21 protein-coding genes and 2 tRNA genes are annotated in these 24616 nt (G+C 43.8%); 5 read left to right on the top strand and 18 right to left on the bottom strand.

Going from position 1 to position 24616, the window contains the following annotated elements:
* Positions 1–17: 17 nt before the first annotated feature.
* The 4 genes from HLI_RS12105 to HLI_RS12090 all read right to left on the bottom strand — a co-directional run bounded on the left by HLI_RS12105 (position 18) and on the right by HLI_RS12090 (position 4263).
* The gene (locus HLI_RS12105; RefSeq protein WP_128525198.1) at positions 18–713 is read right to left on the bottom strand and encodes a CoA transferase subunit A; all 696 of its coding nucleotides are present in this window, start codon (positions 711–713) and stop codon (positions 18–20) included.
* A gap of 203 nt (positions 714–916) precedes the next feature.
* On the bottom strand, positions 917–2281 hold the full coding sequence (locus HLI_RS12100) for a sigma-54 interaction domain-containing protein (protein WP_128525197.1): 1365 nt from the start codon (positions 2279–2281) through the stop codon (positions 917–919).
* Between the two features lie 172 nt (positions 2282–2453).
* Positions 2454–3728, bottom strand: coding sequence for a M48 family metallopeptidase (locus HLI_RS12095; protein WP_128525196.1), 1275 nt, complete (start codon positions 3726–3728; stop codon positions 2454–2456).
* Positions 3729–3801: 73 nt separating this feature from the next.
* Positions 3802–4263, bottom strand: a complete 462-nt coding sequence (locus HLI_RS12090; protein WP_241655839.1) for an NUDIX hydrolase — start codon at positions 4261–4263, stop codon at positions 3802–3804.
* A gap of 272 nt (positions 4264–4535) precedes the next feature.
* On the opposite strand from HLI_RS12090, the gene HLI_RS12085 reads away from it, so the two are divergent.
* On the top strand, positions 4536–5900 hold the full coding sequence (locus HLI_RS12085; RefSeq protein ID WP_128525195.1) for an FAD-dependent oxidoreductase: 1365 nt from the start codon (positions 4536–4538) through the stop codon (positions 5898–5900).
* 99 nt (positions 5901–5999) lie between these two features.
* Here HLI_RS12085 and HLI_RS12080 read toward each other — a convergent pair whose 3' ends face one another.
* From HLI_RS12080 to HLI_RS12030, 11 genes are all read right to left on the bottom strand, one after another.
* The gene (locus HLI_RS12080) at positions 6000–6200 is read right to left on the bottom strand and encodes a hypothetical protein (protein WP_128525194.1); all 201 of its coding nucleotides are present in this window, start codon (positions 6198–6200) and stop codon (positions 6000–6002) included.
* An 83-nt stretch (positions 6201–6283) separates the two neighbouring features.
* Entirely contained in the window at positions 6284–7309 is a 1026-nt protein-coding gene (gene ltaE, locus HLI_RS12075) for a low-specificity L-threonine aldolase (protein WP_128525193.1), read from the bottom strand.
* A gap of 558 nt (positions 7310–7867) precedes the next feature.
* Complete coding sequence (locus HLI_RS12070) at positions 7868–9091, bottom strand: S1C family serine protease (RefSeq protein WP_128525192.1); 1224 nt, start codon at positions 9089–9091, stop codon at positions 7868–7870.
* Positions 9092–9169: 78 nt separating this feature from the next.
* The gene (locus tag HLI_RS12065; protein ID WP_128525191.1) at positions 9170–9964 is read right to left on the bottom strand and encodes an MBL fold metallo-hydrolase; all 795 of its coding nucleotides are present in this window, start codon (positions 9962–9964) and stop codon (positions 9170–9172) included.
* A gap of 14 nt (positions 9965–9978) precedes the next feature.
* Positions 9979–10887 carry a two-component system regulatory protein YycI gene (locus HLI_RS12060; protein WP_128525190.1) on the bottom strand — a complete coding sequence of 303 codons (909 nt, stop codon included), beginning with the start codon at positions 10885–10887 and terminating at the stop codon, positions 9979–9981.
* A gap of 17 nt (positions 10888–10904) precedes the next feature.
* Positions 10905–12287 carry a YycH family regulatory protein gene (locus HLI_RS12055; RefSeq protein WP_128525189.1) on the bottom strand — a complete coding sequence of 461 codons (1383 nt, stop codon included), beginning with the start codon at positions 12285–12287 and terminating at the stop codon, positions 10905–10907.
* A complete protein-coding gene (gene walK / locus HLI_RS12050) occupies positions 12284–14125 on the bottom strand; it encodes a cell wall metabolism sensor histidine kinase WalK (protein ID WP_128525188.1) in 1842 nt (613 codons plus the stop codon). Before walK ends, HLI_RS12055 begins: the two co-directional genes overlap by 4 nt.
* A gap of 5 nt (positions 14126–14130) precedes the next feature.
* The gene (yycF, locus tag HLI_RS12045) at positions 14131–14835 is read right to left on the bottom strand and encodes a response regulator YycF (protein WP_128525187.1); all 705 of its coding nucleotides are present in this window, start codon (positions 14833–14835) and stop codon (positions 14131–14133) included.
* 154 nt (positions 14836–14989) lie between these two features.
* Positions 14990–16303, bottom strand: a complete 1314-nt coding sequence (locus HLI_RS12040; RefSeq protein WP_128525186.1) for a peptidoglycan DD-metalloendopeptidase family protein — start codon at positions 16301–16303, stop codon at positions 14990–14992.
* Between the two features lie 483 nt (positions 16304–16786).
* Positions 16787–16859: transfer RNA gene (locus HLI_RS12035), tRNA-Phe, on the bottom strand.
* 134 nt (positions 16860–16993) lie between these two features.
* Positions 16994–17070, bottom strand: a tRNA-Asp gene (locus tag HLI_RS12030).
* A gap of 144 nt (positions 17071–17214) precedes the next feature.
* Here HLI_RS12030 and HLI_RS12025 point away from each other — a divergent pair.
* Together HLI_RS12025 and HLI_RS12020 are read left to right on the top strand one after the other, a co-directional pair.
* Positions 17215–17694, top strand: coding sequence for a hypothetical protein (locus HLI_RS12025; RefSeq protein ID WP_128525185.1), 480 nt, complete (start codon positions 17215–17217; stop codon positions 17692–17694).
* Positions 17695–18042: 348 nt separating this feature from the next.
* Entirely contained in the window at positions 18043–18684 is a 642-nt protein-coding gene (locus HLI_RS12020; RefSeq protein ID WP_128525184.1) for a CPBP family intramembrane glutamic endopeptidase, read from the top strand.
* Positions 18685–19162: 478 nt separating this feature from the next.
* Here HLI_RS12020 and HLI_RS12015 read toward each other — a convergent pair whose 3' ends face one another.
* The gene (locus HLI_RS12015) at positions 19163–19705 is read right to left on the bottom strand and encodes an LOG family protein (protein WP_128525183.1); all 543 of its coding nucleotides are present in this window, start codon (positions 19703–19705) and stop codon (positions 19163–19165) included.
* A gap of 97 nt (positions 19706–19802) precedes the next feature.
* Positions 19803–21092, bottom strand: coding sequence for an adenylosuccinate synthase (locus tag HLI_RS12010; protein ID WP_128525182.1), 1290 nt, complete (start codon positions 21090–21092; stop codon positions 19803–19805).
* A 235-nt stretch (positions 21093–21327) separates the two neighbouring features.
* On the opposite strand from HLI_RS12010, the gene HLI_RS12005 reads away from it, so the two are divergent.
* Complete coding sequence (locus tag HLI_RS12005; RefSeq protein WP_128525181.1) at positions 21328–22110, top strand: DeoR/GlpR family DNA-binding transcription regulator; 783 nt, start codon at positions 21328–21330, stop codon at positions 22108–22110.
* Positions 22101–22955 carry a Cof-type HAD-IIB family hydrolase gene (locus HLI_RS12000; protein WP_128525180.1) on the top strand — a complete coding sequence of 285 codons (855 nt, stop codon included), beginning with the start codon at positions 22101–22103 and terminating at the stop codon, positions 22953–22955. The genes HLI_RS12005 and HLI_RS12000 overlap by 10 nt, the downstream gene beginning before the upstream one ends.
* Positions 22956–23059: 104 nt before the next feature.
* Here the strand turns inward: HLI_RS12000 and dnaB are convergent, their stop codons facing one another.
* Complete coding sequence (dnaB, locus tag HLI_RS11995; RefSeq protein WP_128525179.1) at positions 23060–24421, bottom strand: replicative DNA helicase; 1362 nt, start codon at positions 24419–24421, stop codon at positions 23060–23062.
* Between the last annotated feature and the right edge of the window lie 195 nt (positions 24422–24616).

Genomic DNA, 24616 nt, shown 5'->3' with positions numbered 1-24616 from the left:
GTCCATCTACCTCCTGTTTATGCGTTTGTTCTTACCGTATAGCGCTCGATTCGCTTCTCCTGCTTGCCTTCGATCAATCCCTGCACGTAAATGCCCGGTGTATGGATACCGTCTGCCGCCAACTCCTCCGGCTCGACGAGTTCTTCGACTTCAGCAATGGTTACTGCTCCAGCTGCTGCCATCATCGGATTGAAGTTTCTTGCTGTTTTGTTATAGACGAGGTTCCCGTGACGGTCGCCTTTCATAGCACGAACGAGGCTGAAGTCTGCGGTTAAACCTTCTTGTAAAAGATAGTCTTTCCCGTCAAAATTGCGCACTTCTTTTCCTTCAGCTAGCGGGGTTCCGACGCCTGCTGGTGTATAGAAGGCTGGAATCCCGGCCCCTCCTGCACGGATTTTCTCTGCGAGAGTCCCTTGTGGTGTCAGTTCGACCTCCAGCTCCCCTGCAAGGACCTGCCGTTCGAATTCTTTGTTTTCCCCTACATAAGAGCCGATCATTTTATCAATCTGTTTATTTTTCAACAGCAGGCCAAGGCCCCAGTCGTCGACTCCACAGTTGTTGGAGATGACCGTCAAATGCTTGACGTTCGATTCGACGAGAGCGAGAATCAGGTTCTCTGGAATCCCGACAAGGCCGAATCCTCCTACCATTATTGTTGAATGGTCTTTAATGTCTTTTACAGCTTCATGAAATGATGAGTACATTTGTTTCATGAGTCTTCAACTCCCTTCACCTTTATACAAGCAAGTTTCATGCCAAGTTAATGGTATTGCTGTAATAAGGTTTGTGAACAATTTGTGAAATCGTATTCCGGAATTCTGGAATCGTGAAGATGGATAAAATGAAAACCCTTACATAAATGCATAAAAAAGAACCATTCCAGAATTTCGGAATGGTTTCTTGAATTCTGGAATGGTCAGAGATCATACTTTTTCACTTTTTCATAAAGGCTCGATTTTCCGATGCCCAGCTGCTTTGCAGCGGCACTCTTGTCGCCATCTGTTTCTTCTAATGCTTTAAGGACAGCTCGTTTTTCCGTTTGCTCGACGATTTCTTTCAATGACTGGCCTTCAGAGGTGACTGGGCCATCCGGATGGAGGTGATGAGGGAGGTCTCTAAAATCAATGGTTTCATTATCGGTCATGTGGACGGACGATTCGATGACATTTTCAAGTTCCCTCACATTCCCCGGCCAGCGATACTTTTGAAAAAGATTATCCACTGCCTGAGAAAAACCCTGCACGCGTTTCCCTGTACGGTCGCCCACTTTTTGCAGCAGGTATTTGGAAAGAATCTTGATATCGTTCTTCCGTTCTCTGAGTGGGGGGATGTCGATTTGAACGACATTGATGCGGTAAAAGAGATCCTCACGAAAACGCTGTTCCTTGATCATCGACTCCAGTGACTGATTAGTAGCAGCGACGATCCGGACATCCACTTCTTGCGGATGGACCGCTCCGACCGCTTCTACCTCGCCTTCCTGCAGCGCTCGCAATATTTTCACTTGCGCATGAAGAGGCATATCGCCGATCTCATCCAGGAAAAGCGTCCCGCCGTGAGCGAGCTGGAACTTCCCTGGCTTTCCACCTTTTTTTGCACCAGTAAATGCGCCTTCTTGATAGCCGAAAAGCTCCGCTTCGATCAGGTGCTCCGGGATAGCCGCACAGTTCACTTTTACGAAAGGTTTCGTGCTGCGTTCACTCAAATGGTGGATGCTGTGAGCGAACAGCTCTTTGCCTGTCCCGCTTTCCCCGCGCAATAAGACGGAAACATCACTATGGGCTGTTTTACGGATTTTTTCCTTCAATTGCAGAACCTCTGGGGAGCTGGTAATGATATCATGCAGCGAGTATTTGGCTCCGTTCTGCTGCTGCATTTGACTGCGGTACGTTTCAAGTTCGAGCAGGAGGTCTTTAATATGGGAATTCATGATTTTCCATTCATCGGTGTCGCGGAACAGAACCATGCCGAGGGCACCGATCACTTCCCCGTCTTCCCATAAAGGGATGCGGTGAGCGACCATATAATCGCCCCGGATCTGCTGCAAGTCGGCCATTTCTTCTTTTCCTGTCTCGACGACGATATGCATCCGTGTGTTTTCAATCACATCCGTCACATGCTGTCCCGTAATCACCTCTTGATCTACGGTCAGAAAGCGGCAGTAGCTTTCATTCATATATGAAACCTTTCCTTCTGGATCTACGACGACGATACAGTGCTCAACATTTCCGAAAAGTGTTTCCAGTACATTGTTACGATAGTCTTCTAATAAAGAAAGCATCGGCTCACACTCCTGAACATCCGATTGTCTGATAGCGTTTACAGTGTTAATCAAAGTTTATCAGAAGCCGCCGCCGCTTACTAGACGATAACCGGAAGGCATGTAAAAAATGTCACCTCAAGTCATCCATTATTTGGATGACTTGAGGTGGAATTAAATACCATATGACTACTCACTCTTTTTTGATTTCTACATCCTGATAGCTTTCGAGCATGTGGATCCGCTCCATCATCGTCGGATGGCCATACCGGAGATATTTCACGAGTGCCGGCGGGTTCACATCACTCAACCCGTTGACAGTGAGTTCTTGAAAGGAGCCGATGGCAGCTTCAGGATCCTGTGTCATTTCAATCGCATACCTGTCTGCATCCGTTTCGGCGTTTCTGGATATCGCCAATTCCACTGGACTGGACACAAAAGAAAGTATCGTTAAGATCAAATAAAACAATGGCAGGGTGGCAATGTCCGAAATCTTCGAAAAACCAAACTTGCCTCCCCATTTCCGCACAGACCATTTCATCAAGTGATAGGTGAAATAAAGACCGAAGAATGTGGCGACAATGACACCAGCCAAATTCCAATACAAGTGGTTCATCACGTAGTGACCGATTTCATGGGCCATGATGAATAAAACTTCCTTGTCCTGGAGCCGCTCCAGTGTCGTATCCCAAAGTACAATGCGCAAATTTGAGCCGATTCCGTTCACATAAGCGTTCATACTGTTCGTTTTCTCAGACATGTTCACTTCATAGACACGCTCAGCCGGAATTTCCGCTTCATCAGCAAGGGTGAGGATTTTTTCTTCCAGCTGCTTGTCCTGAAGCTCCGTGAAATCATTATAAAGAGGATCGATGACGACAGGCTGCAGGTACATCATGAAGATCAGAAACGGAATCATCAGTACCCACGCGAACAGCCACCAGCGCTTCTGGAACTTCCTCATTAAGAAGTACAACACCGTAATCAATAGAGCCATGATCACATAGCCGACCCAGAAGCCGATCAGCTCATCACGCATCCAGCTGGAAAAACTTTGCGTGGAGATTCCGTATTCGACCGACAGCCACCTCCTGGCATAGTCCAGTGGAAAAAGTAAAATCGAGGTCAGTGTGGAGAGCAGCAGGACGAACATCGGAATTTGCACAAAAGAAAATCGTGAAATCCGCTCGCCGAAATTTTTGAAGACCAGCGATACTCCAAACACCATCACCCCAAGGTAAATGATCCATTCAAGCGGCTCTCCGAGAAAGGAGAGGAAATTCTGATACCTTGAATATTCCTGACTTAACTGCAATTCCCGATCGGTCATGAAGGTTGCAGGATCGGCCGCCGTCCCTTCATAAGCCGGAGGCACACCGACACCTGTCCATTGGAAAAAATACAGGCCCAGCAAGAGACCATAAAGGCTGAACAAAATCAGCGTCCAGATGACGAACCTTTTCTTCACTTCTTCACCTCCGCAATATATGCACTCATGCTATTGTACGAGCTGGTCATTTAGCTTAGAACAAAGATGGTTTTCAACGCTGGACGAGCACGTGCTTCGTTGCTTCAGGGATGTCCTTTAAGGCCCCGGTCAGGAAAGGAGGCATAAGTTCATAGTTTTCCAGACGATCAATCGGCAGCCATTGATAAATCAACCGTTCTCCTTCTAAACCATGGAAGACACCTTCCTGAAAATGTGAAACAGGAGAGGTAAGTATATAGTAGAATCCTAATTCATGCATCGCTTCGCCTTCATATTCAAAGAAATTCTCAGCGATCCAGGGGACATGTCCGGCTTTCACAGCGTACCCGAGCTCCTCTTTCATTTCTCTCACTATACTCTCTTCCGAAGGCTCGCCCATCTCTATGCCTCCTCCAGGAAGAACCCAGTGAGGAGCACTGATTTCCTTATGTAATAATACATGACCATTCTCGATCAGGATCCCCGCAGACCGGAAGTTGAACCTCTGCTTCCCCACTTGAAAACGTACATCCATTTCCATTCCCCCTTCTAACGTACTACCATTCTTATAATTTACCATACACGGATAGAAATTACCTTTTCTTGTCACCTCAGGTCATCCAGAATCTGGATGACCTGAGGTGGAATAAAGTTCCAATAGCCAAAACATTCCGGGTTGAATTATTTTGTGAAACATTGATCAAAAGGGGTTGTGTCTTTTCTCTTCCGCCTATATAATAAAACTATATTAAACATGTGAAATGTTTCACAAAATATTCCGCATGAAAAACCAAGGAGGAACCACTCATGAAAATTGCTGTTATCGGAAGTACACACGCAGGTACAGCTGCGGTCACAAATATGGCTAACTTATACCCTGAAGCCGACATCACGGTTTACGAACGGAACGATAATGTATCATTTTTATCTTGTGGTCTGGCTCTATATGTAGGAGGAGTCGTTAATGACGCAGAGGGGTTGTTCTATTCTTCTCCAGAACAGCTGCAAAAGCTTGGTGTGACGATGAAGGTGCAGCATGACGTGAAAAAGATTGATCCAGTCCGCAAAACGATTGCAGCCATCAACCTTATAACAGGAGAACAAATCTACGATCATTACGATAAATTAGTGATCACGACAGGATCCTGGCCTGTTACACCTCCTATTGAAGGCATTGATCTCGAAAATATTTTACTAGCGAAAAACTACCACCAGGCTAATACGATCATTGAACGTTCCCAGCATGCCCAAAAAGTAACGGTCGTCGGTGCGGGGTATATTGGTGTTGAACTTGTCGAAGCTTTCGAAAAAGCAGGAAAAGAAGTGACGCTCATAGATGGGGCGGATCGTATCCTGAATAAATATTTAGACGAAGAATTCACGAATATCGTAGAAGAAGAATTAAAGACACGCAACATCACTTTGTGCATGAATGAAACCGTGAAGTGTTTTGAAGGTAGCGAAGGGCATGTAAATAAAGTCATAACAAATGAAGGGGCTTATGAGACAGACCTCGTAATCATGTGTGTTGGTTTCCGTCCGAATACCGATTTATTAAGAGGAAAAATCGACATGCTTGAAAACGGCGCAATCAAAGTAGATGAGTATATGCAGACAAGTGATCCATCCATCTATGCTGCGGGGGACTGCTGTGCTGTGAAATATAATCCGACCGGTGGGCATGCGTATATCCCGCTCGCTACCAATGCTGTTCGTATGGGAACGCTCGTCGCTCGCAATTTGATGGAGCCGACTATGAAGCATGTCGGGACACAAGGGACATCCGGACTTCACATTTACGATTTGAACATGGCATCTACTGGATTGACTGAAACATCAGTCAAACTTACAGGCATGCATGTGAAAAGCATCACAATTGAAGATACCCACCGCCCTGCTTTCATGCCGACATCTGAAAACGTCAAGTTAAAAGTGGCCATCGACCCTCAAACTCGCTGTATCCTTGGTGCTCAGGTGATTTCTAAAGCAGATGTCACTCAATCCATCAATACGATGAGCGTCTGCATTCAATCAGGAATGACCATCGACGAACTTGCTTATACAGATTTTTTCTTCCAACCACATTTCAACCAGCCCTGGAATTTTCTTAACAAAGCTGGATTAGAAGCTCAATCAAATGAACCAGTACCTGTCCCTCAGCCTCTAGGATAAGCAAAGTATAAACACCTTAGTCGGCTTTTGAAGCATATGATATTCACAGGTTTAATTTCCGGTATTAGAACAAAACCCCCATGGGCCATGGGGGTTTTGTCACTTTTGCCTGCGATTCAATTTTCCATACTTTTTCGTTCTTCTCAAGTGCCTGCCCAGCTCATCAAGCGGGATACCATCCACAAACCGGTCCTTATCAAACATTTCAGCGAAGCCTTCGTCATAAACGGATGGACGTTTCTTTACTTGCTGACTTCCCTGGATCTTCGCTATCGAAGCCACCTCCAAAGGTTTATTCATATCTCATAACCCCGACTGAACCATTGGAATCCTTCTCACATGAGGGGAGGCTATTTTTATCATTCTATTCTTCGAACAATGATTTATGCGTCTTTGTATCGTAATTGAATACGGTGAATCACTGTTTCAATAGCTGCTTCATTTACATCGTAATTGGTGACAAAACGAACAGTTTCAGGTCCAAAAGGGACTGCAAGAATATCATCGACTTTCAACTCTTCCAGAAACTCAGCGGCTGTCCTTCCCGTACCTCCCACATGAGCAAGGACGATGTTTGTTTCGACCTCTTCCACCTGCAAACCTTTCACTTCACTTAATCCGGAAGCTAAACGTCGCGCATGCTCATGATCATCAGCTAATCGGTCGACCATTTCCGTGAGGGCGACATAAGCAGGGGCTGCGATCATTCCGACCTGACGCAACCCGCCACCAAGCCTTTTCCGCCATTTACGCGCTTTCCTGATAAAATCTGTGGATCCAGCAATAACCGAACCTACAGGAGCTCCGAGACCTTTTGATAAACAGACTTGAATCGTATCGGTCTGATCCCCGTAGCTCTTCAAGGAAATTCCCGACGCAATTGAGGCATTAAACAGACGGGCTCCGTCTAAATGAACCGGAATCGAGTGCTCCCGTGCAATTTCGTATATGGTTTGCATATTTTCTAGCGGAACCACTGTGCCTCCTGCTTTGTTGTGAGTGTTTTCCAAACAAATCAATCCTGTCTCAGGGAAATGGATATCATCCGGCCGAATAGCCGTCTTTATCTCTGCAGGATCCATTGCACCTTTTTGCCCTGTTATCGTCCGCGGTTGGACGCCTGCAAGAGCCGACATCGAGGCTCCTTCGTATAAAAAAAGGTGGGCATTCGCTTCAAGAAGCACTTCATCGCCAGGATTACAATGAGTCAAAACGGCAATCTGATTCCCCTGTGTTCCACTCGTCACAAATAAAGCCGCATCTTTTCCCAACATCTCTGCAGCCTTCGCTTCTAATTTCTTCACGGTCGGGTCTTCTTCATATACATCATCCCCGACCTCTGCTTCCAACGCGGCCTGCCGCATGGCCATAGTCGGCTTTGTTACAGTATCACTTCTCAAATCAATCATATGTATCCCCCTCCTCTTTACCCCTATTGTACGAAACCAGGGCTGAATATGGAAAGGAAGCCCTCTCGAAATTCCTAACGATTCACCAATAACGCAGGGATTATCAATGGAATAACACCCTAGCACATCGGTTCTTCCCACCCGCAGCCAACGAAGTATCGAAAGACGTTATAATTAGACAAAATATAGCGTTGGAAAAATATCTTTCTCAGCCTATATGCCTTCAAAAAAAGCGTTTGAATTTGTGCACATGTGGAAAATTAACTACTAACGATAATAGTTACCCACAATCATCCACAGACTTATGCACAAAACTTGGTAATATTCTGATATTCACAGCTATCCCCGAGCTATAAACAGGTTATCCACAAAATCTATCCACATATACACAACACTCTAAGCTATATGGTGGTAGAAAATATGTTCGCCACCATATATGTGACTTATCCAGAAAACTATTCACAGCCTGTGGACAACATGAAGGGGGAATTTCACGAATAAAGTCGATTTTTGACGTAAAAAGAGTACCCTGAAGAGGATACTCTTTTCTTTCATACATCATTCCTGGGAACCGAGGGTAATCGTAGTTGTATTACGTTCTCCATCACGATAATAAGCGATCTCTAAATCATCACCCGGATCTTTCTCATTGTACAAATATTTACGTAAATCAATGATATTTTCTACGGGCTCACCATCGAGCTCTGTGATGACATCAAGGGGCTCCAATCCTGCTTTTGCAGCTGGGGACATTTGACGAATGCTACGGATATATAAGCCTCCCTCTACGTCCTCTGGAAGGTTAAGGGTACTGTCCCATTCAGAGGTAGGTACTTCGTTGAGACCATAGGCTTCTACACCGATATATGGACGATTCACCTGTCCATGCTTTTCAAGCTCTTCAATGATCGGCTCCGCTGCATCGATCGGTATCGCAAAACCGATACCTTCGACAGCTGATTGAGCGATTTTCATTGAGTTGATTCCAATCAGTTGACCATCAATGTTGATTAAGGCTCCCCCACTATTCCCTGGGTTGATAGCCGCATCTGTTTGAATGACTTCTGCTTGCCAATCATCCAACCCATCTCCATTAAAGTCCTGGGGAATCGCGCGTTCTTTCCCACTAATGATCCCCTGGGTCACCGATCCTGCAAAGCTTAACCCGAGTGGATTACCAATGGCGATCGCCGGTTCGCCAACTTTCAAATTTGCTGAACTCCCAAGCTCAGCTACATGTTTGACTTGTTCACTAGGCATTTTCAATACGGCTAAATCAGTGAAGACGTCACTCCCTACCAGCTGTGCTTTAATCCGTGTTTCATCAGCAAGGACGACTTCAATTTCACTGGCTCCTTCAATGACATGATTGTTCGTCACAACATAGGCTGTTCCATCTTCCTTTTTGTAAATGACACCAGAACCTACTCCTCCTTGATGAGACGAATTGTTCTGCTGCCAAAAGTTCTCCTGAGATTGGATATTGACGACACCCACAACTGAAGGGGTGACTTTTTCCACAACGTCGGTGATTTGTGTCTTAACATCCAGTTCCACGTTTTTGGTGGTGTTCCCTGTCAGGTTTTGATCGTCCTGGACGAGGCCGCTTTCGTCTTCTGGAATCGTAATGTCATACGGTAACAATTCTGTTTGGACTAGAGCAGGAAGAGCCAACAAGACAAGCACAGCCCCCAGGATCCCCCCGACGATTGTCGGCATGACCCAGCGCCGGCGATGCTTCTTTTGTCGAGTGGCTGGTGAATGATCATCATAATAGCCCACGCCTGTTCACCTTACCTTTCTTTCGTTCCTCATAGTTTCTTAGGTATTGTTTCCTTATTCTTCACTTTTTAACAGCATTTAAACCTCAAAGATCGGCGTTGCTTCTTTAGGATCGGTGTCATGCAATTGAATACGGGTGCCGAGTTCGAAACCGCGTTCTTCCAACACGTTCTTTACAGACATATGTGCAAGGTCCTTCATATTGTTATCAAGACTCAAATGCGCTAAATAGATACGTTTGGTCTGATCTGTAATCACATCTGTCAAGGCGAGGGCACAATCTTCATTGGAGACGTGTCCTGAGTCCCCGAGGATACGCCGTTTCACATTCCATGGGTAACGCCCCATTCGGAGCATGCTGACATCGTGATTCGATTCAAAGATGTAAGCATCCGCACCTTCAACCGTCTTCTTGATCCGTTCTGATACATACCCTAAATCAGTGACCAGCGCCACCTTTTTTCCATCTTGGTGGAACGTGAAAAACATCGGGTCTGCTGCATCATGGGAAACAGCAAAAGACTCCACATCGATTCCCCCGAAGGTCTGCGTTTCTTCCATAGAGAAATGGAACTTTTGATCAAGTGACAGTTTCCCCAATTGTCCTTCCATCGCATCCCACGTCTTCTCATTTGCATAAATCGGCAGGTGATAACGACGAGCCATTATTCCAAGTCCTTTGATATGATCACTATGCTCGTGCGTCACTAAAATTCTAGACAAGGAATGGGGGTCTACATTGACCTGCTCCAATAATCCTTCAATTTTCTTTCCACTCAAACCTGCATCTATCAGAATCTTTTCTTCCCCTGATTCTATATAAAAAGCATTTCCTGTACTGCCCGAAGCCAGCACACTAAACTTCAAGGTCATTCAATACACTCCATTTAATTTGTTTCACTCGTTTCGTTCTCCTCTATTGTATCTGATTCAACTTCCCCCTGGATCACATCATACTTCCCGATTAAATCTTCGATGAATCCAGTTTCATCACTCTCAATAAATGTCCCACTGATCGCATAGAGGAACAGATTCTTTTCGTCATTGACGGTTACTTTCCAGGTCGGCGCAAATACCTGCGGACCATTCTCTTCACCCGGGACTAAATTGAAGCTGCTGTGATAACCGACACTCATTGATGTAACTTCATCTCCCTCTTCAATATAACCGGCTGTGTACAATGTGTTAATCGCACTCAAGGGAGCAATGATCTGCTCAGGACTCGAAACCGCCGTGTCCTCCTCAGTATCTGAAAAATTCAGTAATGTGGCTACATAACCTGTAATCTCACCATCGGCAATATTGACAAGTAAATAGCCGCCCTCATTAAAATACACGGTTCGATCATTAGCGATTTGGAAGAACAAAGCAGTCCCTTCCTCCTCATTCCAGCCCCAATACGAGTATTGAGCTCCAAAGGGTACGATGGAATTCACTTTGTTTATGATGTTATCCTCGTTCACCTCGACAGGCTCATCAAGAGTCACCTTCAGTACACGGTCATTCTCAACTTCCACCTGTTGCTCGCTGTCATCGATTTCCTCGATCTGAGATAAAATGTCTTCGGAAAATCCACCTTCTTTGGATTTCAGCCCAGCCACCTCGGTCACCTCAGGAATCGCATCCTCCGCTATAGTGATGTCATTGTTTTCCAGAGCTGTTTCAATATCTTCAGCGACAGTCGAAATCTGCCCTAATTCATCTTCACTCTGCTTAGATAAAAATTGCTGCAGGAGAAAAAGATCGAGAACCAGAAAGCTGAGAATGAACAATATTTTTATTTGACCCCACTGCATCTCTGCTGCCTCCTTAGTTACGAAACTTCTTCATTCTGCATTGTCAGATTTTCACCATATAACTCATTCCAACTGCCTGTGCTGGTCTGGATATACCATTTCGGTATCAGATTGAACACTAACCTGTTATTCTGTTCTTCCAATTTGTATCTTATTTCAAGACCTTGAATGTCTTCAAGGTCATAATTTCCCGACTGCTGGAGATCTTCCAGTACCTCTTCACCAGAGGGAATGTTCCCCAGAACTTGTTCATTCACCGACTCGAACTTGATCAGTGGACGATTATAAGTTTGGATCTCCCCTTGCTCATAACTGAGTAATATATTCGCTAACCCTGTAGTATCCTGGTTCTCCATGATGGGCAGGTCATTATGATACATACGATACTGCACCTGATTCAAGTTCTGGTACGACAACAATTCATTCAACCGAAAATCATTGGTCCAGCCTAAATGGCTGTTCACATCTTCAACACTTTTCGTGAGTAACTCATAACTCCCCAAATTGCTCGAATTCGCACTATTAGGAATCATCACCACATATTCCATCCGCCGCTCATCAATAGCATCCAGCTGGCGTTCAGCAGTTTTGGCTCGTCTTGCTCCACTGTTCGTATTATAAATAGACACCAGATCCGGAGATGGGAAAAGGTCATTTCGCAACGGAGTAACCGGGATGGACTCTGTTTGTTGGAGTACAACCCTCGGGATGGAAACTTCCTCTTTAGGAAGGTAAATATGTTGAGCCCCCATCCCTTCTGTTTCCTCATTACCAAAGGCATCTGCCACCCGGACCTGCTCCTGGAGTTCGTCTTTATTACTCAACACACTTAACGCCCGCTCCCCGGCGCTTGCTGATATGGTCGCCTGCAACTTAGCAATATCCCCATCTCCCTCAGAATCGACAAACCACAGTTCATAGGATGTCGGAGGTTGATCATTTGCATGATGGACTAAGAACATCCGATCAAAGGACTGAGTCGTATTCCCCAACAGTTCCCGATCTGCCATGAACAGATCGCCCACTGTCTGCAGCGGGATTGTAGTAGGAAAAATAACTTCGACAGCATTTTCGTGATTTTCAAAGTTTATAGGATCCGGATTCAAGTCCATCGCTGATAATTCCCATTCCTGGATTTGTTGAAAAAAGGACCATTCATCATCTGAATCTTTGAAAGAGTAAGAGGTCCCTTCTTCGTGGAAGACAACTTGATCAGGGATGACGAGACCGGGTATCGTTTGTTCGCCACCAATGTCTTCATCCAATTGGGTATCTTCAATTAGCCCATCATCATCCACCGTTTCAGTCTCCGGCTGATAATTCCACAACGCGACCGACAAAACCAGACTGAAAGCAATCAAGATTACTAAAATGACAGACTTCATCGTTTCTATATTCATGACTGTCCCCTCCGCTTCTGGTTCATGAGCGGGAGAGTAAAGTGAACTGTTGTGCCTTTACCTTCTTGGCTTTCCGCCCAAATCTTCCCATGGTGAGCTTCAATCATTTCCCGGGCAATAGCCAGACCCAGGCCTGTGCCTCCCATTTCTCTTGCACGGGATTTATCAACACGGTAGAAGCGGTCAAAGATCTTATCTACCGTATCCGCCGGCATGCCGATCCCTTCATCTGTGACACTGACCCGCAGCTGCTTTTTCGTGGATTGAGCAGCGAAACGGATGGTGCCACCTTCAGGTGAATACTTGATGGCATTGGAAATAATATTATCTAACACTTGCGTGATTTTATCTTTATCCATCCAAACATACATGCTTTTATTCGACATACTGCGGATAAAGTTCATCTTTTCATCTTTATTCATTTCAAACCGATCGACGATATTATCGAAAAAGCTGACAAATTCCACCCGCTCTTTCATAAGACTCGTCTCCTTGTGATCCATCTTCGTGAGCTGTAATAAATCATTCACCAGACGGATCATCCGATCGGTTTCATTCTGGGTGACACCCAGGAACCTTGGGGCAATTTCAGGATCCTGCCACGCACCATCATTTAAAGCTTCAATATAACTGCGCATCGTAGTCAATGGGGTTCGGAGTTCATGAGACACGTTTGAAACAAACTCCCGCCTTTCTTTTTCGACCCGCTGTTGTTCAGTTACATCACTGATCACCGATATGAAACCGTTCATTTCATTATTTTCATCCTGAACAACAGAAAAATTCGCTTTCAATAATAAGTGGGTATCTTCATTGCTCAAGTCGATAATCATCGATCCTGCTTCTTCCACTTCAGCAATGTCCTCAATTTGATCATTCAAATCAAGCACATCCACCAACGATTGACCCTGGACCTCTTCAAATGATTGACCAATCAGTTTCGAGGCGGGAGCATTCATCAAGATGATGGCACCCAGACGATCCGTAGCAATGACCCCATCCGACATATTCGACAGAACAGAACTTAATTTTCGCCGTTCTCCTTCTGTTGTAGCCTGGGCTAACTTCAATTTGTCGTTCAGATCATTGAAGGTAATGCCAAGCTGTCCGATTTCGTCATTTCCTTTGACATCCACTTTTTGCGAGAAGTCTCCGGTCGCCATGATTTGCGCTTGTTTCTTCATTTGAGTCAACGGTCTCGTGATCGTTCTTGCCACCAAAATACCAAGCAAGGCAGTCACTGCAATAGCGAGGAACGTCCCTTTTGTAAAAATACTATTGATTGCTTGGAGCTGCTTATAAATGTCAGACATATAGACTTCATAATAGAGAACCCCGAGAACTTCATTCCCTGTTTCATCCGCAATCGGTTTCGAGCCTACATAAACCCGTTCATTTGTCTCATCAAGCATTTCTTTCGGTTCTGTGGGGTCACCAAACAAAAACACTTTCGTAATTCTTAAATCGGTCACTTTCTTCCCGATCACCGATTGGTCGTCCTGATCCCGGCTGATGGAAGCAATAATATTAGGATTACTATCAATGACCTGAAGTTTCCGTATATCTTCGTTTCCACTACCGAAGTCATTGATCAGTCCCTGGGCATCCGCTGCCAGAGTAGTTGTATCTTCATTACGCTCTGTATTGAACGCACTTTGTAAACTGAAGGCAAGTGAGTTCAGTTGACCCTGCACCGAGCTTGTATAGTTGCTGGTGAGCTGTGTTTCCAACCGATCAACAAAATAGGCACCAATCACTTGGATGCCTAATAAAAGAAGTAAAATGTACACGACAATCAATTTCAGCCTGACCGACTGAAAAAAACCAACCTTTTTCATCAACGCTAATCCTGCTCTGGATTTCTCAAGTAATAGCCTACACCGCGGCGTGTAACGATCCAAATCGGATTGCTCGGACTCTCCTCGATTTTCTCTCGTAGACGTCTTACTGTAACATCGACTGTACGAACATCACCGTAGTAATCATATCCCCACACCGTTTCCAACAGATGCTCACGTGTCATAACCTGTCCGATATGGCGTGCAAGGTAATGTAATAATTCGAACTCACGGTGTGTCAATTCAATATAATTTCCGTCACGGGTGACCGTGTAAGCATCAGGGTGAATCGCTAAACGGCCAATCGTGATATCTTTGGTTTGTTGAGCACCATCTTCAGGCTCATGTTGTTGACGACGCAAATTCGCCTTCACCCTTGCAATCAATTCACGATTGCTGAAAGGCTTCGTTACATAGTCATCGGCCCCCATTTCTAAACCGAGCACTTTATCGATTTCTGCGTCTTTAGCCGTCAGCATAATAATCGGCATGTTATGTCTTTTTCTTACTTCCCGGCAAACTTCATTGCCGTCTTTATTAGGTAACATGATATCCAATAGAATCAGTTCTGGATTTTCTTCGTCTGTTTTAACGACAGCATCGTCCCCATCATAGGCACAGACAACTTCATAACCTTCTTTTTCTAAATTGAACTTCAATATATCAGCAATCGGTTTTTCATCGTCTACCACTAGGATTTTTTGCGCCATCTTCCGTCACATCCTTTTCCTCGTCTTCTATTCTTTCTCTTATTTTAACTCATTTAATGGCAAATGTCTTACTTCATCTAAAAGCTTTTCCCACTATTACCATTTCCCTATAAAAAGAAAAAAACCGCTATGAAAAAATTCATAGCGGAGATATTCATTTCGATACATAGGATAACGGGTTCTTGACGCTTCCTTTTTCATGAATTTCAAAGTGAAGATGGACCCCTGTAGAGTTACCTGTCGTCCCCATCACCCCGAGGGATTCTCCACGAGTAACTGTCTGACCAGGCTCCACATCGATTTTGGAAAGGTGGGCATAGACCGTTTCATATCCATTTTTATGGTCGATCACCACTTTATTGCCGAATCCTCTTTGAAATTCAGCAACCTTCACTTCGCCATGATCGGAGGCCTTGATGGTGCGGTCCTCTACACCTGCGATATCAATGCCCTTGTGCTCTCTGCCCCATCGCTCACCTTTCTTACTCGTAATCGACCCGCCAACTGCCGGCCACTCAAAATCGCCTGTTCCACTCGAAGGAATCTCTTTTGTGCCTTTCAGAATGACCTTCTTGACTGGTTCATCGATTACTTCCTCTTTCAATGTTTCTTCTTTTTCCTTGGTGCCATTCCTTATGGTTATTTGTTTATGGATTTCTTTCTCTCCGTCTTTCCCCTCTTGCTCCACTTTCTTTTCACCTTCATAAAGTTTGTCCGTGTTGTTAACTTCTACTTTATGTTCGAGTTTTATGACCTCTCGCTCTTTTTTTTGAACGATGATATCAGTCAGGGGCCCATTGTTAGCATCAAGGAGATCATCTGCAGTGGAGTGAGTCTTCATAAAATCGCTTTTCGTCAATTCCTTGGAGAAACTCTCGCCATTTTGTATTCTCGATACAGCTTCTTCCACAGTGTTGACTTGCGTTGGGGCTACCTTATTCTTTTCAAATGAAAGAGGAGATGTTAACCATACATCCACTACAGACTCTTCCCCTTGAGAAACCTCTACCGCCTCATTTTCCATTTTCCGTTCTTCGACCTTTTCAAGAATTTCCGGTTTCACATGTGTCTCTTTTAATTTTTTCACGACTTGATCGGCTTTCTCTTGATTAGGCAGATGGGCAACCGTTTGATCACTGACTTTCAATTGAACCGTTTCCACCGCAAGAGAAACCTCTTTTCTCAACGCTTCTATAACCTTATCTTCTTCTTTTGCAGGTGAAAAAACCTTCTCAGATTCAAAGGTTACCTTCTCATCAATGGTCAATTCCCAATTCTCATGATTCTTTTCCGCTTCATTCTTATAATCATTTAAAAAGGAATTCACCGTCTCTTTATTTTCTACCGTTCCTATCGGTTTATCATCAACATAAACGTGGTAAACCGTTTGAAGAGAATTTTCCGCATAAACCGTCCCTACACTAAGGATGATAACAAGCAAAGCTACAATAACTGTTTTTTTCCACATTCCCCAAATCCTCCTGAAATTGTTAATCTATATATATATTTATAATAATTATAGTTTCACTTATTTAACTTATCATAGCAAAATCCTAGATTAAACATAAATTCAATCGATGTAATAAATATATAATTTACTTACCAAAATTACGAAAAATCAGGGGTTTTATTATGCTTTTAGTGTAAAAAGTAATTATTATATTGCAGGAGTGTAACAAAAATTAAAAAAACAGAATGCTATTCATTTAAACTTTATTCAATGATTTTGGTTATCATTTTAAACTTTTCCTCAAAATGATATAATTTCCAACATGAATAACTTCATCACCACGTAAAACACGTTAGCTTACTGATCAGCCGCCACAGGTTTAAGCAAACCTTCGAAGTAAGGAGTTTTTCCATAGCACGAATCTCATCTCAGTGCTGCTATTTTCTAATTCTTTGAACGACGAAAAAAGCCTGCGGATTTATACCGCAGGCTTTTCAATAGTGGCTCGGGACGGAATCGAACCGCCGACACACGGATTTTCAGTCCGTTGCTCTACCGACTGAGCTACCGAGCCATTATAACAGTGAAATTTTCGGTGAAGTACTCACAAAACCCTACAACAGCTTTCTCTCAAACTTCGACTTTAATAAAGTTATTCAGCCGCCACATAACGTGTGTTTTCGACCAAAGCGAGTGTTATAATAAAAATGGCGGTCCGGACGGGACTCGAACCCGCGACCTCCTGCGTGACAGGCAGGCATTCTAACCAACTGAACTACCGGACCAGTGTGCTTTACTTGTTTACTGCAACGATAACTATCGTACCACATGTCCCCCATAGACGCAATAGAATTTTCATAGATCATCAGTTTGGCCACATCATTGCTTTTTATCTATCATAAATATCTTATAAAGAAAGGAGGGTCCACTTGAAGAGGATATTACGCTATGTATCCTATGTTCTCATTCTTTTATTGATCTCTTTCATCGGTTACTTAAAAATCAACCCCCCTCTGGCTTATGGGTCGATCGGTACGACAGAAGACAAACATACAGTTATTGTAGCGGTGGGCAACAAGAATCTAGTAGGAAGCATTCAAATAACAAATGTTTCCATCAACGACAATCAACCGCCATCCAATATCAAACTGCAAATCAGTGATTCAGAAAAAGGTTTTATGCTTACAGATACTTACGCACTATACGAAGAAAAAGGATTACAAGATTATGAAACGATCTCTTTAGGACCTGACACCTCTCCTCTCGATTCAAAAAAAGTGGCTGCAGCAGCAAGTCAGTCTCCTATGAAAATTTATGGTCTTAGTATAACGGAAGACACGTCTATAGAAAGAATTGAAGTGACCTACCGTTATCTCGGTCTTGCATTTGTTAAAACCATTCACGTATAAAGTCTAGTCTGTCTTTCATTAATTAGTAGTTCCGTTTGGATGGGACTCTTGCAAAACAGCATACTAATTTGCAGACCAAATCGTATAGGGGTTTGGTCTTTTCTTATATTTTTATTCACCATTTATTGCGTATCATCAGATGAAATAGCGAAGAATTGCAGCCTAATTGACATAATGACTATGAATTATGATTTGGTTTAGTTTGTAAATAGTGAGAATCATACAGGTGAATTGTAATTTTATGTTAATATTGGAGATGGAATTTACATAGCTCGTATTGAATCAATTAGGATCTTAAATATAAACAAGAAAAGACTAACTTTAGGGTTTCAGGGTGGGGAGAGGAATTTGTCTAGGAATAAAAAGATATGTGTAATTGCAATGCTGGCTATGGGGATTTTCTCTCTTTCCAGCTTTATTGGATTAGGTATTGCTGGAATCTCAGTTGTTGTCGGGATTGCTCTTTTCTTTATCAATAGGGTTTTAGAGAAAAACGCAGCTTCTGATAATGGTCTGAATATAATAGCTATTAGTAAAAATTTAAAAGACAAATCAATTTGGCTTTGGATTGTTTTACCTTTGATTATGAATGGTATTTCTATTACATTGGCAGCCATGTTCTTACCTGAATTCATAGAGAGGGTTTATGGCAGAACAGAATTTACTGTCTCTTTAGGTACTCTTTTATTGCTGACACTTCAAATTGCCATTTTAGCCTTAGGTGAAGAAATTGCGTGGCGGGGGTTTTTCCAAAAGCAATTGAGCAAATGGTTGCCCATAACTCCAACATTAATTTTGACCTCTATCCTATTCACGCTCGGTCATTTTACTTTCGGTAATATTTTAGTAGTCAGTTATGATGGTTTTTTCATTTTTATAAATAGTATTTTGTATGGCATCGTATTTCACAAAACAAACAATGCTTGGATAAGTGCTATTTCCCATTTTATTGCTAATTTGTTTGCGATTATTTTCATTTCATTTTTATAAAATTAAGTTGTTTTATCAATTCATTAGGATAAAGGCTCGTGTTTAAACGAAGCCTCTGAAGAACTGCAACTTTTTGAGTTATGCATCAAATAAAAAAAACCGAGTGGGACGTTTTTTTCGTTCAACTCGGCTTCTTTAATTTCGAGGGCGCATTCGTGCACTTACTTCTCCATGAGCTTTAGTATTCGTTTTGATATTGACGGTGAATATCGCCACCTGACCTTGTACACGCAGAGTGATTTTCTTTTATAAATCAAAGGAAATCACTCTTTTTAGATGGGCTTCTGTTGATTCCACGATGAGCGTTCGGTGGTGACGCCTGCGGGAAGAGCGCGAGCTGAAGATCCACTTGGTCAAGTGTTCTTAAACCAAGTTAGCTGAGGCATTGCCCGCGACAAGCATCCACCGACAAGCCATTCGTGAGAAGCAACAACAAACTTTAACATTACCAGTAAGGTTAGATCGGATAATAATCCTGTTACCCTTTATGATGCATAAGCTCCAACAGCTTTTCTGGATGATCAGAATTGATGATTAGGTCTCTGTTATCTTTCGGAACAAACCCCGCTTGAATAGCATGATCAATAAGATTGACCAACGGGGTATAATAGCCTTTGATATTATAAAGGGCCACCGGCTTCGTATGAATACCGATCTGGGCCCAGCTGATTGTTTCAAACAGCTCTTCAAATGTACCAAAGCCTCCAGGTAAAGCGATGTACCCGTCAGCAAGCTCACTCATCTTCGATTTCCGCTCATGTAACGTCTCGACCTCAACCATTTTGGTGATATCAGGGTGAATGATTTCTTTTTCAAATAAACGGGTAGGCATTATACCGGTCACGTTTCCCCCGCCTTTCAGAACTTCATCAGCCAGCACACCCATCAAACCACTTTTCGCGCCTCCATAAACGAGCTCAATCCCTTTCTCGGCAAACAACTTGCCGAGCATTTGGGTCTTTTCTAAATAGGCTGGATCATTGCCCTGACTTGATCCGGCAAAAACGCAAATTCGTTTCACGTGAAACACCCTTCCTGTTTCTTGCTTTAGAATATGATGGATACCACATTTCCTTGATGACAAAAAACGCCTGACTATGTCAGCCAGGCGTTGATTATTATTCGCTATATACGCTGCGTACTACGTTCGTTTGAGATCGGTCTGGACCAACTGAGAAAATAGACAAGGGAATGCCGGTCAACTGCGACACACGTTCGATATAGTGACGAGCATTTTCCGGAAGGTCACTCAATGATTCTGCCCCTGTGATATCTTCCGTCCACCCCGGCATCTCTTCGTATACAGGTTCGCATTCAGCAAGAACCTTCAGACTCGCAGGGAACTCTTCCATGATTTCACCCTGGTATTTGTAAGCGGTACATATCTTCAGTGTCTCAATTCCAGTTAGTACGTCAATGGAATTCAAGGATAGATCGGTAATTCCGCTTACACGACGTGCGTGACGGACCACTACACTGTCAAACCAGCCAACACGGCGCGGTCGGCCAGTAGTCGTTCCGTATTCTTTACCGACTTCACGGATTTGATCGCCGGTTTCATTTTCCAGTTCGGTTGGGAATGGGCCATCCCCGACGCGTGTCGTATAAGCTTTAGAAACCCCTACGACGTGCTTGATTTTAGAAGGACCGACACCAGAACCGATCGTCACTCCACCTGCAATAGGGTTGGAGGAAGTGACAAATGGGTAGGTTCCTTGATCGATATCCAGCATCACACCTTGAGCTCCTTCAAACAGGACGCGGCGGCCTTCATCAAGGCTGTTATTCAATACAACAGATGTATCACATACATATTGAGCGATTTGTTGACCATAATCGTAATACTCTTCTAAGATTTCATCAATCGTGAAAGGCTCTGTTTCATAAACCTTTTCAAAAAGACGGTTTTTCTCAGCCAGGTTCTGCTCGAGCTTCTCCCGGAAGCTTTCCTTATCCATCAAGTCAGCGATACGAATTCCAGTACGGGCCGCTTTATCCATATAAGCTGGGCCGATTCCTTTTTTCGTTGTGCCGATCTTGTTGGCGCCTTTTTCTTCTTCCTGCAAAGCATCCAGTTTCAAGTGATAAGGGAGAATCACGTGAGCCCGGTTACTGATGCGCAGGTTGTCCGTTGATACGCCTTTATCATGAAGGTATTTCAATTCCTCAAGCATGGCTTTCGGATCGATGACCATCCCATTCCCTAATACACAGGTTTTATCATCAAAAAAGATCCCAGAAGGAATCAAATGAAGTTTATAAGTTATTCCATCAAATTTAATTGTATGACCAGCATTATTTCCACCCTGGTAACGGGCGACTACTTCGGCATTTTGTGAAAGAAAATCGGTAATCTTGCCTTTTCCTTCGTCCCCCCATTGGGTTCCGACGACTACTACTGAAGACATAAGGCACCTCCGCCAAATTTTTGTTTTATATGATTTCCAACGTCAGTTTACCAATTTACCTTTGTAAAGTCAACGCTATTTCCGAACGATAAATAAATCGGATTACATATCGTTCGATTATACTACAATCGTATGACAATTATAAAAACTTAAGAAAACTTAGTTATAATTGATTTTAATTATATAATGACTTATAATCACTTACAAAAGGTGAGATATGGAAGGAGACCTCCACATGTACCAAGAAGAGCGGCTGATTGGAGTCATCCAGTTTCTAAAGGAAAATCGTCGTATATCCATTGATCAAATGTGCGAGATGTTCAACATATCCAGGGATACAGCACGAAGAGACTTAGTTAAATTGGAAGAGCGAAAAGCAATTGTGCGTACGAGGGGCGGGGCGATTCTGCCTACTTCTCATAATGCGATCAAGGATTATACAAATCGGTTGAAAACAGTGTCGTTTGAGAAACAGCAAATCGGCAGTAAAGCTGCTTCTTTAATTCAAACAGGGGACAAAATCATACTAGACACATCCACAACTGTCCAGGCATGTGCGAATCGTATGAGACCGATGGATATTACAGTCATCACAAACTCGATTCACCAGGCAGAAATTTTATCAAACGTTGAAGACGTATCCATCCAGCTGCTCGGAGGGTATCTCCAGAAGGAGCATCAATTTCTTTATGGTTCCTCTGTAATTGAACGCTTGAAAAGCTATCATGTCGACAAAGCTTTCATAGGGGTTGTAGGCATCTCAGAGCAAGGGCTAAGCATTGGTCACGAAGAGGATGGTATGGTGAAACGAAACATGATGCAGCAGGCAGAGCAAGTCATCGTTCTGGCAGACCATACGAAACTCGGAATCACTGAGTTCTTTTCATTTGCCAGCCTCAATGATGTAGACATCATCATTACAGACCTTCTCCCGAATGAGGATTTTCAAAAGCAGTTGGAGAAATTCAATGTAGAATTGATTGTAACGGAAGAGGAGGAGTCAGACCTATGGACTTGATAGCCATCGATTTGGACGGAACCTTATTGAATAGTAAAAACCAAATCAGCGAGGAAAACATAAAAGCTATCCAATATGCTAAAGAGAGAGACGTAGAAATCGTCATTGCGACTGGACGGGCTGAATTTGATGTCAGGCAAATTTTCGCGGATTTACCTGTTGATACATGGGTGATCGGGGCGAACGGAGCGACCATCCATCAACCGGACGGTTCCTTATTTGATGCTGTGCCGATCGAGGAAGAAGACGCGGAAAAAATCTTGAAGTGGCTTGAAGCTAAGGAGTTTTACTACGAGGTATTCAGTGACTCCTCCATCCTGACACCCCAGAACGGCCAGGAACTGCTTCAGATCGAGCTCGATCGCATTCGAAGTGCAAACCCTCACTCAGATATCGAGAGGCTCGAGGTCGCTCTTGAAAAGCAGTTCAGTCAAACTGGCTTTTTTTCTATCGATTCCTACAAAGATATTATCGAAGCACACCACCCTGTTTATAATGTTCTCGCCTTTTCGTTTGATGAGGAAAAACTGCAGGAAGGCTGGGAACAATTTCAGTCGTCGCAAAATTTAACGATCGTCAGTTCAGCCGATCATAATTTCGAACTCGAACACAGGTCCGCTTCCAAAGGATCAGCCTTACAAAAGCTGGCCGACTATTTAGATATCCCGATTGAAAATACAGCGGCTATCGGTGACAGTCCGAATGACCTGTCGATGATTTCCATCGCTGGTCAGACTGCTGCAATGGGGAATGCCAAAGAGAGCGTCCTCAAGGCAAGTGATTCCATCACCCGAACAAACGATCAAAACGGAGTCGCTTATAAAATCTATCAATGGTTGAATTAAGATCACCCACTGTCCAGCGTGACTCTCCGGGAGGCGTGATGGGCAGTGTTGATCATAAAAAAGACGCCCGGTCAGATTTCTGATCGGGCGTCTTCATTTTCATGCTAAGCGGGCGGCACATCAGCATCTGTGTACCTGTGATCAAGGTCGACGAACTTGTTGTATTCCTTCACAAAAGCAAGCTCGACGTTACCCACTGGACCATTACGCTGCTTAGCGATAATGATTTCAATGATATTTTGGTTTTCTGATTCCTGATCATAATAGTCATCTCTGTACAAGAAACCGACGATATCCGCATCCTGCTCAATTGACCCGGACTCACGCAAGTCGGACATCATCGGCCGTTTATCCTGCCTTGATTCAACTCCACGTGAAAGCTGAGAAAGAGCGATTAGCGGAACATTCAATTCACGGGCTAATCCTTTTAAGGAACGGGAAATCTCGGAAACCTCTTGCTGACGGTTTTCTTTTGAATTTCCATTCCCCTGGATCAACTGCATATAGTCGATCAAAATCATCCCAAGACCGTGTTCCTGCTTTAAGCGGCGACATTTGGAACGGATCTCACTGACCCGGACTCCTGGTGTATCATCAATGTAAATCCCTGCGTTGGACAGACTTCCCATTGCCATCGTCAGCTTGTTCCAGTCCTCTGTTTCTAAATTCCCGGTACGAAGGCGCTGGGCATCAATATTCCCTTCTGCGCAAAGCATACGGGATACCAGTTGATCGGCACCCATCTCCAAGCTGAAGATGGCGACATTTTCATCGGTATGCACAGCGACATTCTGAGCAATATTGAGGGCAAAGGCCGTCTTACCCATGGAAGGACGAGCGGCGATGATAATCAGATCATTGCGCTGGAACCCTGATGTAATATGATCGAGATCCCGGTACCCAGTGGGAATTCCCGTTGTATTTCCGTCATTATGGTGTAATTGTTCAATATTATCATAAACATCGATCAAAACATCTTTGATGCTTTTAAAGGCACTCGAATTCTTACGCTGGGAAACTTCAAGGATATCCTTCTCTGCAGAGTTGAGCACATCTTCTAACTCTTCTTCTTCTGCATAACCGGTGGTTACGATGTTCGTCGCGGTGCGGATCAAACTTCGCAGCGTAGACTTTTCGCTGACGATACTTGTGTAATAGGAAATATTGGCAGCGGTAGGAACAGAGTTTGCGATATCCGTTAAGTAGGAAACCCCTCCGACTTCTTCCAACACCTTATTGTTCGAGAGAGCCGAGGTTACGGTAACCAGATCGATCGGCTCCCCTTTATCTGAAAGGGTGAGCATTACTTCGAATATGCGCTGATGGCTAGCTCGATAAAAATCTTCTGGAAGTAAATACTCCGCGGCTGATGACATTGCTTCAGGCTCTAAAAAGACCGCACCGAGAACCGCCTGTTCTGCTTCTATATTATGAGGCGGGGTACGATCATTCCACATTTCACTCACTAGCTTTCCTCCTCTGACTCTTAAGCGCACACGCCTCAATTTCAGCTCCCGTACCAAACGATCTTTTCCATTTGTGAATGGTTTTCATAGCCCGTTTCGTACTTGTGAAGAACAACAGCTTACCGAGGCCTGATTGACAAAAACATAAGCGCCCAATGTATCCAAAAGCATGGATTGGGCGCTTGTTGATACAAA

This window comes from Halobacillus litoralis (assembly GCF_004101865.1).
GTDB classification, from domain to species: domain Bacteria; phylum Bacillota; class Bacilli; order Bacillales; family Halobacillaceae; genus Halobacillus; species Halobacillus litoralis_A.
This window is presented reverse-complemented; position numbering and strand designations above follow the sequence as displayed.